The 15,380-nt window shown below is 49.5% G+C and carries 12 protein-coding genes; 7 read left to right on the forward strand and 5 right to left on the reverse strand.

Features of this window, described 5'->3' with window-relative positions:
• Positions 1-137: 137 nt before the first annotated feature.
• The gene (locus DXD12_RS14650; RefSeq protein ID WP_118638597.1) at positions 138-1,793 is read left to right on the forward strand and encodes an O-antigen ligase family protein; all 1,656 of its coding nucleotides are present in this window, start codon (positions 138-140) and stop codon (positions 1,791-1,793) included.
• A gap of 251 nt (positions 1,794-2,044) precedes the next feature.
• The gene (locus DXD12_RS15400) at positions 2,045-2,200 is read left to right on the forward strand and encodes a hypothetical protein (RefSeq protein WP_181357241.1); all 156 of its coding nucleotides are present in this window, start codon (positions 2,045-2,047) and stop codon (positions 2,198-2,200) included.
• Between the two features lie 163 nt (positions 2,201-2,363).
• Here the strand turns inward: DXD12_RS15400 and DXD12_RS14655 are convergent, their stop codons facing one another.
• From DXD12_RS14655 to DXD12_RS14680, 5 genes are all read right to left on the reverse strand, one after another.
• Positions 2,364-2,894, reverse strand: coding sequence for a hypothetical protein (locus tag DXD12_RS14655; protein WP_107001448.1), 531 nt, complete (start codon positions 2,892-2,894; stop codon positions 2,364-2,366).
• Between the two features lie 224 nt (positions 2,895-3,118).
• Entirely contained in the window at positions 3,119-4,498 is a 1,380-nt protein-coding gene (locus tag DXD12_RS14665) for a cell wall-binding protein (protein ID WP_118293401.1), read from the reverse strand.
• Between the two features lie 171 nt (positions 4,499-4,669).
• The gene (locus DXD12_RS14670) at positions 4,670-6,280 is read right to left on the reverse strand and encodes an aldolase catalytic domain-containing protein (RefSeq protein WP_118472957.1); all 1,611 of its coding nucleotides are present in this window, start codon (positions 6,278-6,280) and stop codon (positions 4,670-4,672) included.
• Between the two features lie 30 nt (positions 6,281-6,310).
• Positions 6,311-6,976, reverse strand: coding sequence for an HAD hydrolase-like protein (locus tag DXD12_RS14675; RefSeq protein ID WP_118472956.1), 666 nt, complete (start codon positions 6,974-6,976; stop codon positions 6,311-6,313).
• Positions 6,973-7,779, reverse strand: a complete 807-nt coding sequence (locus tag DXD12_RS14680) for a 3-deoxy-manno-octulosonate cytidylyltransferase (protein ID WP_118638598.1) — start codon at positions 7,777-7,779, stop codon at positions 6,973-6,975. Before DXD12_RS14680 ends, DXD12_RS14675 begins: the two co-directional genes overlap by 4 nt.
• Positions 7,780-8,015: 236 nt before the next feature.
• Here DXD12_RS14680 and DXD12_RS14685 point away from each other — a divergent pair, with 236 nt between their 5' ends.
• From DXD12_RS14685 to DXD12_RS14705, 5 genes are all read left to right on the forward strand, one after another.
• Positions 8,016-9,947 (forward strand): thiamine pyrophosphate-binding protein, encoded by a 1,932-nt coding sequence (locus DXD12_RS14685; RefSeq protein ID WP_118626917.1) that lies wholly within the window; start codon positions 8,016-8,018, stop codon positions 9,945-9,947.
• Positions 9,948-9,963: 16 nt separating this feature from the next.
• The gene (locus DXD12_RS14690; RefSeq protein WP_118638599.1) at positions 9,964-10,899 is read left to right on the forward strand and encodes an NAD(P)-dependent oxidoreductase; all 936 of its coding nucleotides are present in this window, start codon (positions 9,964-9,966) and stop codon (positions 10,897-10,899) included.
• Between the two features lie 251 nt (positions 10,900-11,150).
• A complete protein-coding gene (locus DXD12_RS14695; RefSeq protein WP_107001455.1) occupies positions 11,151-12,125 on the forward strand; it encodes a glycosyltransferase family 2 protein in 975 nt (324 codons plus the stop codon).
• Positions 12,115-14,301, forward strand: a complete 2,187-nt coding sequence (locus DXD12_RS14700; RefSeq protein WP_107001456.1) for a glycosyltransferase family 2 protein — start codon at positions 12,115-12,117, stop codon at positions 14,299-14,301. Before DXD12_RS14695 ends, DXD12_RS14700 begins: the two co-directional genes overlap by 11 nt.
• A gap of 6 nt (positions 14,302-14,307) precedes the next feature.
• Positions 14,308-15,306, forward strand: a complete 999-nt coding sequence (locus DXD12_RS14705) for a glycosyltransferase family 2 protein (RefSeq protein ID WP_022359149.1) — start codon at positions 14,308-14,310, stop codon at positions 15,304-15,306.
• Positions 15,307-15,380 lie beyond the last annotated feature (74 nt).

Genomic DNA, 15,380 nt, shown 5'->3' on the forward strand with positions numbered 1-15,380 from the left:
CTGGGCACGTATGCGTGAACAGTAACGAGATAATAGGGGAAATTTAAGATTTCCTTCCTTGCTATCCACAAAACGAAATGCTATACTGATACAAGCCGTTTCTCTGGTTTTACGAATAAGAAAAGGAGAAGAATGTGATGGAACAGACAGAGATTGCAAGAGAGCAGGGAGCTCCGACTGCATCCATTTTGGCAGAGCAGGCATGGGAGGGAAAAGTCCGAAAGGTTTTTTCATGGATTGTGTCGGTGTATCTGTGTGTGGTGTTTGGGGCATTTCCGCTATATTTCCATAATTATTATTATGATATTCTGGTATCGAAATATCAGTTTTACTGGCTCAGTACGGTTGCGATGCTGGCGTCATGCCTGATCGCAGCGATAGTATTTGCGTGCATGGACTTAAAGCGGTTTGGCGGGGCGCATGTGCGGCGCTTTTTGGGCGCGTTTCGACTGACTGAATTAAAAAAGCAGCCATTTGCCTATAAGGCGTTGGCAGTTTTCTGGGCGCTGGCACTGATATCGACGGTGCTGTCGGACTATGTGTATGAGTCGTTCTGGGGAAATGAGGGACGATTCAGCGGATTATTCTTGATTACGCTGTATGTGCTGGGAACGATTGTGATCAGCAAGTATGGTCGGATGAGAAAATGGTACCTGGATGTGTTTTTGGCATCGTCCGTTCTGGTCTGTCTGTTTGGAATCACAGATTATTTCCAGATGGATTTATTGGGATGGAAAAAGGGCGTGAGCAATGAACAGGGAAACCTGTTTGTATCTACATTGGGAAATATTAACACATATACGGCGTTTGTGGCGCTTACGATGGCGGTTGCCTGCGGCTGTTTTGTAAGTGAGAGAAAAGTGGGACGCCGTATCTGGTATTATCTGGTTTCGGCGCTGGCCTTTTTTGCATTGATTACCGGACAGAGTGATAATGCATATTTATCACTTGGAATGCTGTTTGCGGTGATGCCGCTGTTTTTATTTACGACATGGCGGGGCATCGCAGATTATGGTATTCTGGCGGCTACGTTTATGACCGTGATCAAGGTAGTAGATACGGTCAATAAAGTATATGCCGATCAGGTCATCGGTCTGGGCGGTGTGTTTGGCGTGTTGGTGCGCTATCGTTATCTGGAGGGAGTCGTCGTTTTATTCTGGATTCTGGCGGGGATTCTCTGTGTTTGGAAACGGAAGATGGAACAGACGAATCCAGAGAGCAAACTGGGACGATGGATTTGGCGTGGCTGGTGTGCAGTTTTGATTCTTGGATGCCTGGCAGTGGCATTTGTCTTCTATGATGCAAATCTGGGAGGACATGCGGAACGGTACAGCGCGTTGTCCCAGTATCTTGTTTTTGATGATGATTGGGGGACGAACCGGGGATATTGCTGGAGAATTGGCTGGCAGTCCTATCGCGAGCTGCCGTTCCTGCATCAGTTGTTTGGTTTTGGACCAGACACATATGGAATTCTGACTTGGGATTTCAGGCAGGATGCGCTGGATCGGTATGGAGTTTTCTATGAGAGCGCCCACAACGAATATTTCCAGTACCTTGTTACAATGGGACCGCTTGCGCTTGCATCCTATCTTGCGTTTCTGGGCAGCGCCTGCGTGCGGATGTGCAGAAAATGGAAAGAGTGCGCCTGGATTCTGGCGCCTGTTCTGGCGGTGCTCTGCTATGGAGCACAGGCAGTTGTTAATATCAACCTCCCGATCGCGACGCCGATTATGTGGGCGATGCTGGCGATTGGGCTTACACTCACAAGAGAGAAAGCAGAACAGGCAGAATAGCTCAAATAGACGGCAAATCCGGGCAGATTCGGCGGAAAAGCCGAAATGACGAACTTTGTCGATTTAGAATTTAAAGTAATGTGTGAACAGTAACCCGTGTCGAAATTTGCGATCGATAGACTCTTTTATTTTTCTTAAAATCGGTTTATAAATAATATGAAACGAAAAAACGATAGGATCGCCTGGCAGAGCTGCGTTATGCAGTGTGGTCATCTGAATGGAAGAACAGGCAGTCAAAAGGAGGAGAGTTTATGGATGAAGCTAAAAAATTGGTCGTTTTGGAACAGGAAAATGAAGAATTAAAGCGTGAGCTTAAGGAGTTATTTAAAACTCTGGATCAGATGAATCAAAGCTTAAACCGGATGATTGACCACTACATACTCTGTAAGACGGAGAAGGCGGGATAAGCGGAGAAACTGGATAAGATGGGAGAGAAGAGGCTCATTTATACCAGATGGAGCAAGTGAACAATCAAATCAAAAATTAAATACTAAATCGAATATCAAAGCCGCATGATTCAGAAGGTATGTTATTAAACCAGAATGAATCATGCGGCATTTTTTATGTACTCTATGTAATATGCAGTTGGCGCGTCAATTTCCAGATTAAATCATGCATCCAGGAGATCGTCTGCTCCAGCTGCTCGTTTTTCTCTCTTAGCGCCAATACTTCCTGATAGAGAGTTTCCTTGTCGGAATCTTTTGAGATATCCGGATGGAGATTCGAGGAAGTGGAAGATGATTTTGTTTTACCCGGTGCTGCAGAATGATCTGTCATCAATTTGGTGTTATCAGGTGCTGCATTTTGATCCGACGATTTTGCATCATCCGGTGATTTGCTCCGGCCGGATGGCTTTGTCTGCCCTGGTGCCTTAGCCTTGTTCGCCTGTTTGGCTTTAGAATCCAAAGGGCTTGCCGCATTAATCATGTGTCTGGAAATCAGGATCTGCCGTTGTGGATAGTCTAAGTCCATGAAATCCTGATACGGAATGGGAAGAGGAGTCATGGCGATTGAGCAATGCGGACACACCGCATTGGCAACGAGCTGAAAGAATCCATAATGTCCACAGTTTGGACAGCAATAAACATTTAAACCACGCATAGAGTTGCCTCCGTAGAAGTAAGAGTTGAGTCATTGGGAGAAAAATGAAAACATCCCCTTTATTATAATACGTTTTAATCGGGAACATTATAACTGGTTTTTAGAAAAAAATTTAAAAATTTCCAAAAAAATTTTTAAAACGATAAAAAAAGACATCTTTCAGAAAAAATACCGCGGTGTCACAAAAGTGTCCTGCGGTATTTGAACGGATGCAATATTATATTTTACTGGATGATTCCAGATGTGTCAACTGTCCAGGCAGTATCATTGCTGTCTTTGATATCCTTGAACCCTTTTCCGAGTTCCGGACGGGAAGCGGAAGAGGAGGAAGAGGTTGCTTTCTGGATGGTGCCGCTGGTGTTTACCAGGTAGCGTTTTTCACCGATGGAAACCGGCTCATAGCGGAGTTCCGGATCCGCCTTCTTTAAAAGACCGTTTACATAAACCTGGTTATCGCGCTCTCCATGGTAGCCCTGTCCTTTGAGGGAACCTTTGGTCTGGAAATACCAGATCTGGTTTTCTTCTAAATCATCATTGTAAATAGTCTGCTTGCCGGTACGCATCACGCCGTCGTCGCCGAAGTAGTAGGAGGCGAAGCTGCCATCCGCCTGTTTCAGGCTCTGAAGCCCGGTCTGCATTTCACCGCGCTCGTTGAAGCAGTAGCGCTCGGAATTGATGGTGAAAATAGCAAGATCCTTCTCGGCAAAGTAAGCAGTTCCGTTTTTAAAGAAGAAGGAAAATGGCTCTTCTTCTTCGCTGATGCCCGGTGCCCCTTCAATGGTGTACCAGCCGCTTGCCCGGCGTCCGCCATTTTCCGGATCGTAATAGCGGAAATCGTTTAAGCTGACAGTGTCTGTGGCAGAGTTGTCCGTTGTTGCTGCTTCGTTTGAAGGTGTGCTGGAGCTTACAAAGCCAGCTTCCGCGACATTGATCCAGCCTGTCTGCATCTGGCCGTCGATGAAGGTGTAGTAGCCATTGTCGATTTTGCGGTCCATCTGGTTTACGATCATGCGTCCTTCGGTGTCAAAATAGCACCAGACATCTTCATCGTCGGTGTCTTTCGTGATGGTTTCCAGCAGAATCCATCCGGTTTTTCTGGCGCCGTCATCCTCCTCGCCGAGGTAGTAGGTCTGTCCGTCCAGCTCCAGAAGCCCGGTCTGCATCAGTCCGTCCTCGTCGAAATAGTAGGTTTTTCCGTTGATGCTCATCCATTTGGCAGTTACAATCTTGCCGTCTTTGCCAAAATAGAGCCAGGAGCCGCCGTCCGGAGAATCCGGGCTGTCGTAGCTGATCTCATTTTCAGCCGAAACCCATTGGTTCTTTGCCATGTGCCCCTCATCGTTGACGAAATAGTCATCGACTCTCTGATTGGTAGCAATCTCGCCTTCCTCATCGAGATAAAACCAGTCGCCATTCCGCTTTTTCCATGTGTTTGTCTCTTTATAGCCGTCCTCATCGTAGTAATAAAGACGACCATCTTCCTCTGTCCAGCCGCTCTGAGCCGCCAGAACTCTGTAAGTTCCCGTATTTGTCATTATAGGTGCAGCAGCCGCGAACAAAGCCGCAGCGGATAAAACAGCTAAAGTTTTAGTTTGCTTACGCATGGTATAATCTCTCCTTTTTGAAAATGCGAAAATCCATCGCTGCATTACGGGGCTTATTATACGGGGATTATGCGTAAAAAGATAGTGTGCGTTGCTGGAAAGGGTGGAGAGATGTGGAAAAAGGGGTGAACCAGCTGGAACACCCCTTTTTCTATATGAAAATATAATTTTTTATTTTACGTATTTCGAATCCGTCAGGAACTCCAGCGTCAGCGTTCCTGCCAGCCTCTCCAGCGTATCTATCACATACTGGTTAATACTCTGTGATTTTTCCCGCGCGATCCGGTAGTCCATCGCGGAATTATAATAGTTGTCTCCATCGACCGTATATCCGTCGAATCCCGCGCAGGCGGCGTGGTGGACGCTTGTTTTGGTCAGGACGTTCAGCAGCATGACAAAGGAATTATCGATGATCTCTGCATTCTGGTCGATCAGGGAATTATAGTTTAAGGTGTAATCAAAATGTGTATCTTTGACATTTGTCACGTTTGAGGTCGCGATGACGCGCACCGGGCGTCCCTGGGCGTCGGCGTGCTCGAGCAGGCGGTTGTTGAGCTGGACATAGCGCCTGGAATTGCTTAAGAACGCATAATCGATTGGAATTCCCTCCGGGATAAAATTGACGGAGATTGTGATCGGATTGTGCGCCTTAATATAGGAAAGAATTGCCTCCTTTTCCAGTTCCAGATTCTTTCCCGGACCGAGCAGCAGAAGCGGGCGCTCGCTCCAGGAAGCACTCAATGCCTGAATATCGGCTTCGTCATTGCATTCTGTGCTCTGATACCTGCGGTACAGTGTTTCAATGTAATCTTTGTCGTAGAGCAGTTTTTTCTCCGGCTTAATCGCATCCAGAATCGTATTGATGGATTTAAGCGACAGGGTGTGCTTATCCATCAGGAAGCGGACGTAGTTCGGATGGCAGTTGTTGGAGGCGGAAATATAGAAGAACAGGTTATATCCCCATGGGCTCTTGCGGAAGAACGGCATGATGCTGATGTCGATCGCCTCGAGCATCTGACTGACATTGAAATTGCGTCCGAATACAGTGTTCATGTACATGGAAATGAGTTCGATCGGAAGATTTCCGGCGCTTTTTCCCATGCCGTACAGGGTGGCATCAACTAAAACGGTGCGGTCTGCCGGTTCGCGTAAGACTTCCATGCTGTTTGAGTATGCGAGCTGGAAGTTATTGTGGGAGTGGTAGCCGATCGCGATCGATGGTTTTAAGTTGTAGTTTAAGAGCTGGAAATAGTGCAGCAGGTTATCCTGATGCAGCAGACCGTAGGTGTCTACAAGGGACATCGCATACGGTTCCAGATCGTTGACAAGGTCAACCAGATCCAGAAGCTCACGGTCGGAGTAACTGGTGATCGAAACCGCCTGTGCAAACACTTTGTAGCCCAGTTTTTTGACTTCGTGGCAGAACTGGATCGCCTCATGCATCACATGTTTTTTGAAAATAACGCGAATGCCATCGATGTAGGACTCTGAACACGGGCTTAAATTAGAAATATCGCAGGTTCCGTAGTCGATCATGGCAACGATCATCGTATTTCCCTTGTCCAGCTTGCCGAAAATCTGATCGGCACACTGGGTTGTCGGCATGATCGTGCGGTTGCGGTCGAAAGTGCGGCGGTCATCCAGAAAACCAACTTCCAGAATGTCCACGCCCGCGCTGATCAGACGTTCAAAAATAGTAACAATATTGTCGTGACCGAACTCCCAGTCGTTGACGTAGCCGCCGTCGCGGAGAGTGCAGTCGAGTAATTTGACTTGTTTCATGATGTTTGTCCCCTTGTTATGTTTGTAATTTTAAAAATTGACTCCCAGAAACGCCCCGATATCATGCGTATCCTTTGCCGTATAAACCGGCGCATATTCCTGCCATGCCTCCGCGGTATCTGGTCCGAAGCCGTAGGTGACTGCCATAAAATCGACAGCTGCCTCTTTGGCACCTTTTCCGTCGGAAGAGGTATCACCGATAAGAACTGCCTCGGATGGAGACAACTCCAAAGCTTTTAAGCACTTGTGCAGAACGTCAGCCTTCGTCATTTTGCTGGCAAAATCGCTGCCGCAGATGGAGTCACAGAGTTCTGTGAAATGGTAATGTTCCAGCAGAGTCAGCGCATAATCTTCACGTTTCAGGGTGGCAACCCCGATCTTGCAGCCCTGTGCGCGGAGTGCGCGGATCAGGTCTTTGATACCGGCGTATGGCTCGGCTTTCAGCAGGTCGTGATCCTTGTACTGGGTGCGGAAAATCTCGGTTGCGTGGTTTGCGGCCTCCTCGTCCAGTCCATAGAGGCGGATGAGCGACAGCTTGACGGGCGGTCCGATAAAGGTGCGGAGTGTCGCCTCGTCGAGGGCAGGTTTTCCAAGTGCTTCTACCGTGTGTCGCACGCTCGCAAAGACGCCTTCGGATGTATCGAGCAGCGTGCCGTCGAGGTCGAAGATCACGCCGCGGTATGTTTTCTTATTCATAGGGTGCTAGTCCTCCTGTGTAAAATCGCCTGTACTGTTTCAAGGTCGGCGGGGGTGTCTACGGAAAGCGTATATCCGCAGATGGGAAGAAATAGGATCGTTTTCCCATATTCGAGGAAACGCAGCAAATCCACGCCCTCGATCTGTTCCAGAATGCCCGGTCTGCTCTGGCAGAAGAAATCAAGCGATTCCCGCGTATAAAGCCCGATACTCACAAATTTCCGGGAAGGTTTGTCAAGCGTCCCCTTGCGGAATGGAATTGGCGCACGGGAAATGTAAAGCCCTGTGCCGTCCGGGCGGCAGACCACTTTTATGTTGGATGGATCGGCTGTCTCGGCATCGTTCGGGATATCTGCCATGGCATTGATGAGAAATGGACGCTGTACATTCTCTTTTGAGGTAATAACAGTAAGCGCCTGCTCCATAAAATTTTGCAGAATCTCCGGTGTCAGAAGCGGTTCATCCCCGCCGATCATCGCATAAAAATCAAATTTTTGCGAAGAAGCAGACTTGGAATCTTCCAGAATCGTCACCGCCTCCTGAATGCGGGAGGTCGGATTCTGATGGGAATGGGAGGTGAAAACCGCCTCAAATCCATATGTCTGGCAAACAGCAGCAATCTCAGGGCTGTCGGTCGCAGCGTAAATGGCATCAAATACACCGCTGTCCCGCGCCGCCGCGAGAACCCGCACAACCATTGGAATCCCATCAATCTGTTTCAATGCCTTTCCCGGAAAGCGAACCGAATTAAGCCGCGCCGGAATCAGCGCGCAGACCTTTTTTTTCTGTGCTAATCGATTCATAAGACGTTCCTCTGTATGATAAAAATGCAGTTACATAAAGTAAACTGAACCGTAACGATTCAGGCATACCGATGTGAATCGGATGCTGACCTTTATTATAGAAAAGAAATAGGAGAAATACAAGACAGCATAAGAAAAATGTAAGGAGTTGGGAAAATGCCGTGTCGGCTATGAAAAAAGAAATATGTGTGGTATAATATGACCACTTGACAAGGTATTTTCAGGAGGAAATCAAAATGAAACAGAAACTTTCTAATTATATAGCAGAAAAGCTTCTCGCATCCGGCATCACGGATGTGTTTATGATCACGGGCGGCGGCGCGATGCATCTGGATGACGCGCTGGGGCATCAGGAAGGACTTCATTGCCTCTACAATCATCATGAGCAGGCATGTGCGATGGCAGCGGAGGCGTATGCCCGCATCCACAACAAGATTGCGGCAGTGTGCGTGACGACGGGACCTGGCGGCATCAATGCGATGAACGGCGTTGCGGGCGGATTTCTGGATTCAATCCCGATGTTTGTCATTTCCGGACAGGTGCGTTATGACACGACAGCGCGCAGCACGGGACTTCACCTGCGCGCGATGGGCGATCAGGAGTATGATATCACCAAATCGGTTGCCAATATGACAAAATACTGTGAGATGGTGATCGATCCGATGCGTATCCGCTTCTGTGTGGAAAAAGCCCTGTATCTGGCTTACAACGGTCGTCCGGGTCCTACCTGGCTGGATATTCCGCTGAATGTGCAGGCGGCAATGATCGAGACAGACGATCTGATCGGCTTTGATCCGGAGGATTATGAGGCGGGCGGAACCGGCTGGGCGGCAGAGAGCGCGTCCGAGATCCCGGAGGATACCGCCGGAAAAGGTGAATTTCGTGCAAAACTTCCGGCACGTGTGACGAAGGAGACGGCGCGTGCGATCATCGAGAAAGTCCGCACCTCCAAACGTCCGGTGATCAATGCCGGAAATGGTATCCGTATCGGCGCGGCGCACGATGTTTTCATGCGCGTGGTTGAAAAGCTGGGAATCCCGGTTGTGACCGGCGCGGACAGCATCGACTGTATCTATGACGAACACCCGCTGTACATCGGAAAAGGCGGCAACGTCGGCGATCGCCCGGGCAACTTCGCGATCCAGAACAGCGATCTAGTGCTGTCGCTCGGAAGCCGTCTGAGTTTCCGCCAGGTCGGTTACCGTTTTACTACCTGGGCGCGCGAGGCGTATGTGATTGTGAATGATATCGATGCCGAAGAGCTGAAAAAGCCGACCCTGCATGTGGACATGCCGGTTCACGCGGATGTGAAGGATCTTCTGACCGTGATGGACGAGGTTCTTTCGGAGGAAGGAAAAGCGGACGGCGCGGCTTCGATGACGCAGGAGTACAAGGACGCGCAGGCAGAGTGGCTGCGTATCTGCCAGGGCTGGAAGCATGATTATCCGGTGGTTCTGCCGAAGCACATGAACGGCGGCACGGAGACAGAGGCAAACGTATATGCATTTGCGTATGAGATGAGCCGCCGTTTAAATGAGAACCAGATCGTGGTTGTGGGGAATGGATCTGCAAACGTTGTGTGTGGACACGCAAATATTGTGAAAAAGGGACAGAGATTTATCTCGAACTCCGGCATCGCTTCGATGGGCTACGGACTTCCGGCATCGATCGGCGCGTGCGTGGCAGATCACAGCCAGGATATTATCCTGATCACCGGAGACGGCAGTATTCAGATGAATTTACAGGAGCTTGAGACAGTTGTCAGCCACCGGATGCCGATCAAGATTTTCATTATCAATAACGGCGGTTACCATTCCATCCGCCAGACCCAGAAGAATTTCTTCGGCGAGCCGCTCATCGGTATCGGCGTGGACAGCGGCGATCTTGGATTCCCGAGCATGGAAAAGCTGGCGTGGGCGTATGGATTCCCATATGTAGCGATTCATGGAAACAAGGAGCTGGGCGAGAAGGTAGAAGAAACGCTGGCGATGGACGGCCCGGTGATCTGCGAGGTATTTGTAACGCTGGATCAGAACTTTGAGCCAAAGTCCGCGGCGAAGAGACTGCCGGACGGAACGCTTGTATCGCCGCCTCTGGAGGATCTGTCCCCATTCCTGCCGGACGAGGAGATGGACCGTATCATGCTGATTCCGCGTATTAAAAAATAGTAAAGGAAACGATAGAATGAAGATAGTTGTCACAGGTGCCACCAGCTTTGTAGGTCTGGGGGCGGTGCGCGAGCTGTTACATCGCGGACATCAGGTATACGCCGTACTGCGGGAACATTCGACGAAAGCGGATCTGCTGCGGGAAAATGGAAAATTTCCGCAGGGACTCACGATTTTGGAGGAGGATCTGGGGAATCTCTCGAAACTGCCGGAACGGATTCCGGGCGGATGCGATGTGTTTCTCCATATGGGCTGGCGCGGTGCAGGGAGTGATTCACGGAAAAATGAGTCAGTCCAGGAGGAGAGCGTGCAGGACGCGCTGAATGCCGTCCGCGTAGCGAAAGCCCTCGGGTGCCGGCGGTTTCTCTTTACAGGTTCGCAGGCGGAGTATGGCGTCAAGAGCGAGCTGACAGACGAGGAGACGGTCTGCGAGCCGACCTCCCCGTATGGACGCGCGAAACTGGCAGTCCGGCAGCAGGCGGAAGTGCTCTGCCGGGAACTGGGACTGGATTATGGGCATGCACGGATTTTCAGCACGTATGGACCGGGCGATCACCCGTGGTCGCTTCTTTCCTCCTGTGTCCGGGTCTTCCGGGCAGGGGAGAAGATGACGATGACCGCCTGCACGCAGCTCTGGAACTTCATGTATATTGACGATGCGGGGCGCGCTCTGGCGGATCTGGCAGAATATGCGGGAAATCTCACGGATCACGGATGTGTCTACAATCTGGGCGGTCCGATGGATGAGACAGGACCGCTGCGCGGGTTTGTCGAGACGGTCTATGAGCTGTGCGGCAGGCAGGGCAGCATGGAATTTGGTGTCCGCCCGCCGAATGCAGAGGGAATCGTCAATCTAATCCCGGATATCCGCAAGATGGAGCGGGTGGTTGGCTGGAAGCCACAGGTATATTTTGAAGAAGGAATGAAGAGAATTCTGGCTTTTCAGAAATGATTTTTCTGCCCTCTGTGCAGAGTGACGGGAGAGAATGGTAAATATTTGGACATATTTTATCAGTTTATGCCAAGTAAATAGCGAAGCAGCCAAAAATCGTTAAGAAAATTGTAGGTTGTCAAAAGAGAGAAAGACGTTTAAAATAAAGGCAGTATAGCCGAAGCGGCTTTCTCTTTTTTTTGTGTTCGAAATTTGGTGGAACGAAACAGAAGAGTTCAAACAAAAAGCAAATTAATAGGAATCAGAAAAGTATGAAAAAAATCAGTATATTAATTCCCTGCTACAACGAGGAAGAGAATGTAGGTCCGATCAGCGAGGCAGTTGTGGAGACGCTGGAGCGCGATCTGCCGGAATATGACTATGAGCTTGTCTTTATCGACAATGATTCGACGGACCAGACGCGCCCGATTCTTCGGAAGATCTGCAGCGAGAATCCACGGATCAAGGCAATTTTTAATGCCAAAAACTTTGGACAGTTCAATTCCCCGTATTATGGAATGTTACAGTGTACCGGCGACTGCGTGATCAGCATGGTGGCAGATTTTCAGGATCCGGTCGATATGATCCCGAAATATGTCCATGAGTGGGAAAATGGCTACAAGATTGTCATCGGCATCAAGACGGGAAGCAAGGAAAACCCGATCATGTATGCGCTGAGGAGCTGCTATTACAAGATGATAAAGAAACTCTCCGATGTCGAGCAGATTGAGCATTTTACCGGTTCGGGTCTGTATGACCGCGATTTTATTGAGATTCTGCGGGAGCTTGACGATCCGACGCCGTTTCTGCGCGGAATCGTGGCGGAGCTTGGTTATAAGCGCAAGGAGATCCCATATATCCAGCCGCAGCGCCGCGCAGGCAAGACACACAACAATTTTTACCGGCTCTACGATGCTGCGATGCTCAGTGTGACCTCCTATACGAAGGTCGGTCTGCGCCTGGCGACGATATTTGGAAGTATCTGCGCGGCGATCAGTATGATCGTGGCGATTGTATATCTGGTGATGAAACTGCTTCACTGGTATGATTTTCCGGCTGGTATGGCGCCGGTTCTGATTGGAATGTGCTTTTTAGGGTCGGTTCAGATCTTTTTCATCGGTCTGGTGGGAGAGTATATTTTATCGATCAATTCGAGAGTCATGAAGCGTCCACTGGTAGTGGAGGAAGAGCGGCTGAATTTTGATACACCGGTAAAAAAAGTTGGGGGCAAACAGCATGAAATGTAATGTCGATGTAGTTCGGATTCGTGAAAATTCGATTCAGCTCAATGGCTGGGCGATCGGAAAGACGCCGGAAACGGAGATCACCTATCAGGTTGAAGATGGGGCACATCAGCCGATCCGGTTTCAGTATGTGGCGACCCGCCGCGACGACGTCAGCCAGATTTATTTTGGGCGAACGGTAGAAAAAGAGCTTGGATTTGATATCCAGTTCCCGTATGAGCGCGGAAAAGATTATTATCTGATCGCAAAAGGCGAGGGCCGCAAAATCCGCATTAAATATAATGAAGAACTGATCCGCAAGCGCAGCAGTGTGGCGCACAAGCGGATGCAGAAGATCCGCGATCTGATGAACATGGAGACTGTGCGGGTCTGTCTGGATTTCTGGAAGGAAAATGGTCTGAAAGCCCTGCTGGTAAAATCCAAGCACAAACTGCAGGGAATTGACAATGACTACGATTACGGCGAGTGGTATTCACTGACGAAGCCGACGGCGGAGGAGCTGGAGGAGCAGAGGAAAAAGGTGTTTGACGCGCCGGTTAAATTCTCGATCGTGATTCCGGCATTTAAGACACCGGAGCGATTCCTGCGAGAAATGCTGGATTCGATCGCGGAACAGACATACGCAAACTGGGAGGTCTGCGTGGCGGACGGCAGTCCGGCAGGACAAAGCTGCGAGCGGGTGCTGGAGCAGTATGCGAAGAAGGACAGCCGCTTTAAATACGTAATTTTAGGCGAAAATAAGGGCATTTCCGGCAATACGAATGCAGCAATGGATATGGCGACCGGCGATTATATTGTGCTGGCAGACCATGACGATAAGCTGACACCGAATGCTCTCTATGAGTGTGCGAAACTGTTACAGGAACATCCGGGATGCGACTGCTTCTATTCGGATGAGGATAAGCTGGATATGGACGGCGGCGCTTTGTTTGATCCGCATTTTAAGCCGGATTTCAATATCGATCTGCTCTGCAGCGTCAACTATATCTGCCATCTGTTTGTCGTCAGCCACGATCTGGCAGCGCAGGTGGGCGGCTTCCGTCAGGAATACGACGGAGCGCAGGATTATGACTTTATTTTCCGTTGTACGGAGAAGGCGAAGGAGATTCGCCATATCCCGAAGGTGCTGTATCACTGGCGCTGCCACAAGGATTCGACAGCGAGCAACCCGGAGAGCAAGCTGTACGCATTTGATGCGGGTGCGCGCGCGATCATGGATCATTATAAACGCGTCGGTATCGAGGCGGAGCGCGTGGAAAAAGGTGTGGACTACGGCATTTATCACTCTGTATATAAAATTCAGGGGGAACCGCTGGTATCGATCATCATTCCGAACAAGGATCACCATACGGATCTGGATCTATGCCTGCGGGCGATTGAGACGCGGGCAACGTACCGCAATGTTGAGTTTATCATTGTAGAGAACAACAGCACGGAGAAGGAAACCTTTGAATACTATGAAAAGATTCAGAAGGAATTTTCCAATGTCCATGTGGTAACCTGGGAGCGCGAGTTTAACTATTCGGCGATCAACAACTTCGGCGTGACCTTCGCAAAGGGCGAATATCTGCTGTTTTTAAATAATGATACCGAGCTGATTGCGGAGAATTTCATCGAGGAGATGCTGGGACTGTGCCAGCGTGAGGACGTCGGCGCAGTTGGCGCGAGACTGCTCTATCAGGATGATACGATCCAGCATGCGGGCGTCGTGATTGGTTTCGGCGGCATCGCAGGGCATACGTTTATAGGGCTTCATAAGGCGGAAAACAGCTATTTCCACCGTGCGATGAGTACACAGGATTACAGCGCTGTGACGGCGGCGTGCCTGATGACAAAGAAAGCACTCTTTGATGAGGTCGGCGGCTTTACGGAGAAGCTGGCGGTCGCATTTAACGATATCGATTATTGCATGAAAGTGCGGGCATCAAATCATTTAGTGGTTTACAATCCGTACGCATTGCTGTATCATTATGAGTCGAAGTCAAGAGGACTGGAGGATACGCCGGAGAAGGTGGCACGTTTTAACAGGGAGATCAAGATTTTCTCGGAGCGCTGGCCGGAGATCCTTAAAGATGGAGATCCTTACTACAATCCGAACCTGACGCTGCGGAAGTCCAATTTCGCCCTCAGGGATCTGAAAAAAGAGAAAATCGGAGAACCGTATCATCTGGAGGTATAACCCGGGATGGAGATTACAACGACAATTATTATTCCCAATTATAATGGGTTGAAATTTATGGACGAATGCATCCGTTCACTGAATGCACAGACGTATCCGAATTTCCGGACACTGGTGGTGGACAACGGTTCGACGGACGGAAGTGTGGAGTGGCTGAAGGAACATCAGATCGATACGATTTTCCTGCCGGAAAACACGGGATTTTCCGGTGCAGTCAACGTCGGAATCAAGGCGGCAGACACACCGTATGTGCTGCTTTTAAATAATGACGTCCGGGTGGACGAGTATTTCGTGGCGGAGATGGTGCGTGCGATCGGTCAGTCGGAGCGCATCTTTTCCGTCAGCAGCCGGATGATCCAGATGTACCATCCAGACAGGCTGGATGATGCAGGCGATATGTATTCCCTGCTTGGCTGGGCGTACCAGCGCGGCGTGGGACGGGATCTTACGCATTACCGCCGTTCAAGCCGGGTATTCTCGGCGTGCGCGGGCGCAGCGATCTACAGGAGAGAGGTATTTGAGGAGATAGGCTATTTCGATGAGATGCATTTTGCCTATCTGGAAGATATTGATGTGGGCTATAGAGCCCGGATTGCGGGTTATGACAATATATATTGCCCGGCGGCGCTGGTATGGCACGTCGGAAGCGGAACCAGCGGTTCCAAGTACAATTCATTCAAGGTTAAGCTGGCGGCACGCAACAATGTGTATCTGAATTATAAAAATATGCCGTGCTTACAGCTTATCATAAATGCGATTCCGATCGCAGCGGGGATTTTCGTGAAATATTCATTTTTCAGGAAACTCGGGTTTGGAAAAGATTATCTGGAAGGTCTGAAAGAAGGCATACGGACGGCAAAGAAGTGTAAAAAAGTGGCGTACCGCCCGGAACGGCTTAAAAATTATCTGGCGATAGAGCTGGAACTTTTAGCTGGGACATTTCTCTATGTCTATGAATTTGCTGTGAGACAGATCGAGAAAAAAGCAGCATCTGATAAATCGTGAGGAAAAGGTTAGAGTTGTTACTGGGCGCGTATGTGTGGACAGTAACTTAGAGTTTGCGCGATGTGTGAACGGTC

It is taken from the genome of Clostridium sp. TF11-13AC (genome assembly GCF_003481065.1).
GTDB lineage: Bacteria > Bacillota > Clostridia > Lachnospirales > Lachnospiraceae > Otoolea > Otoolea fessa.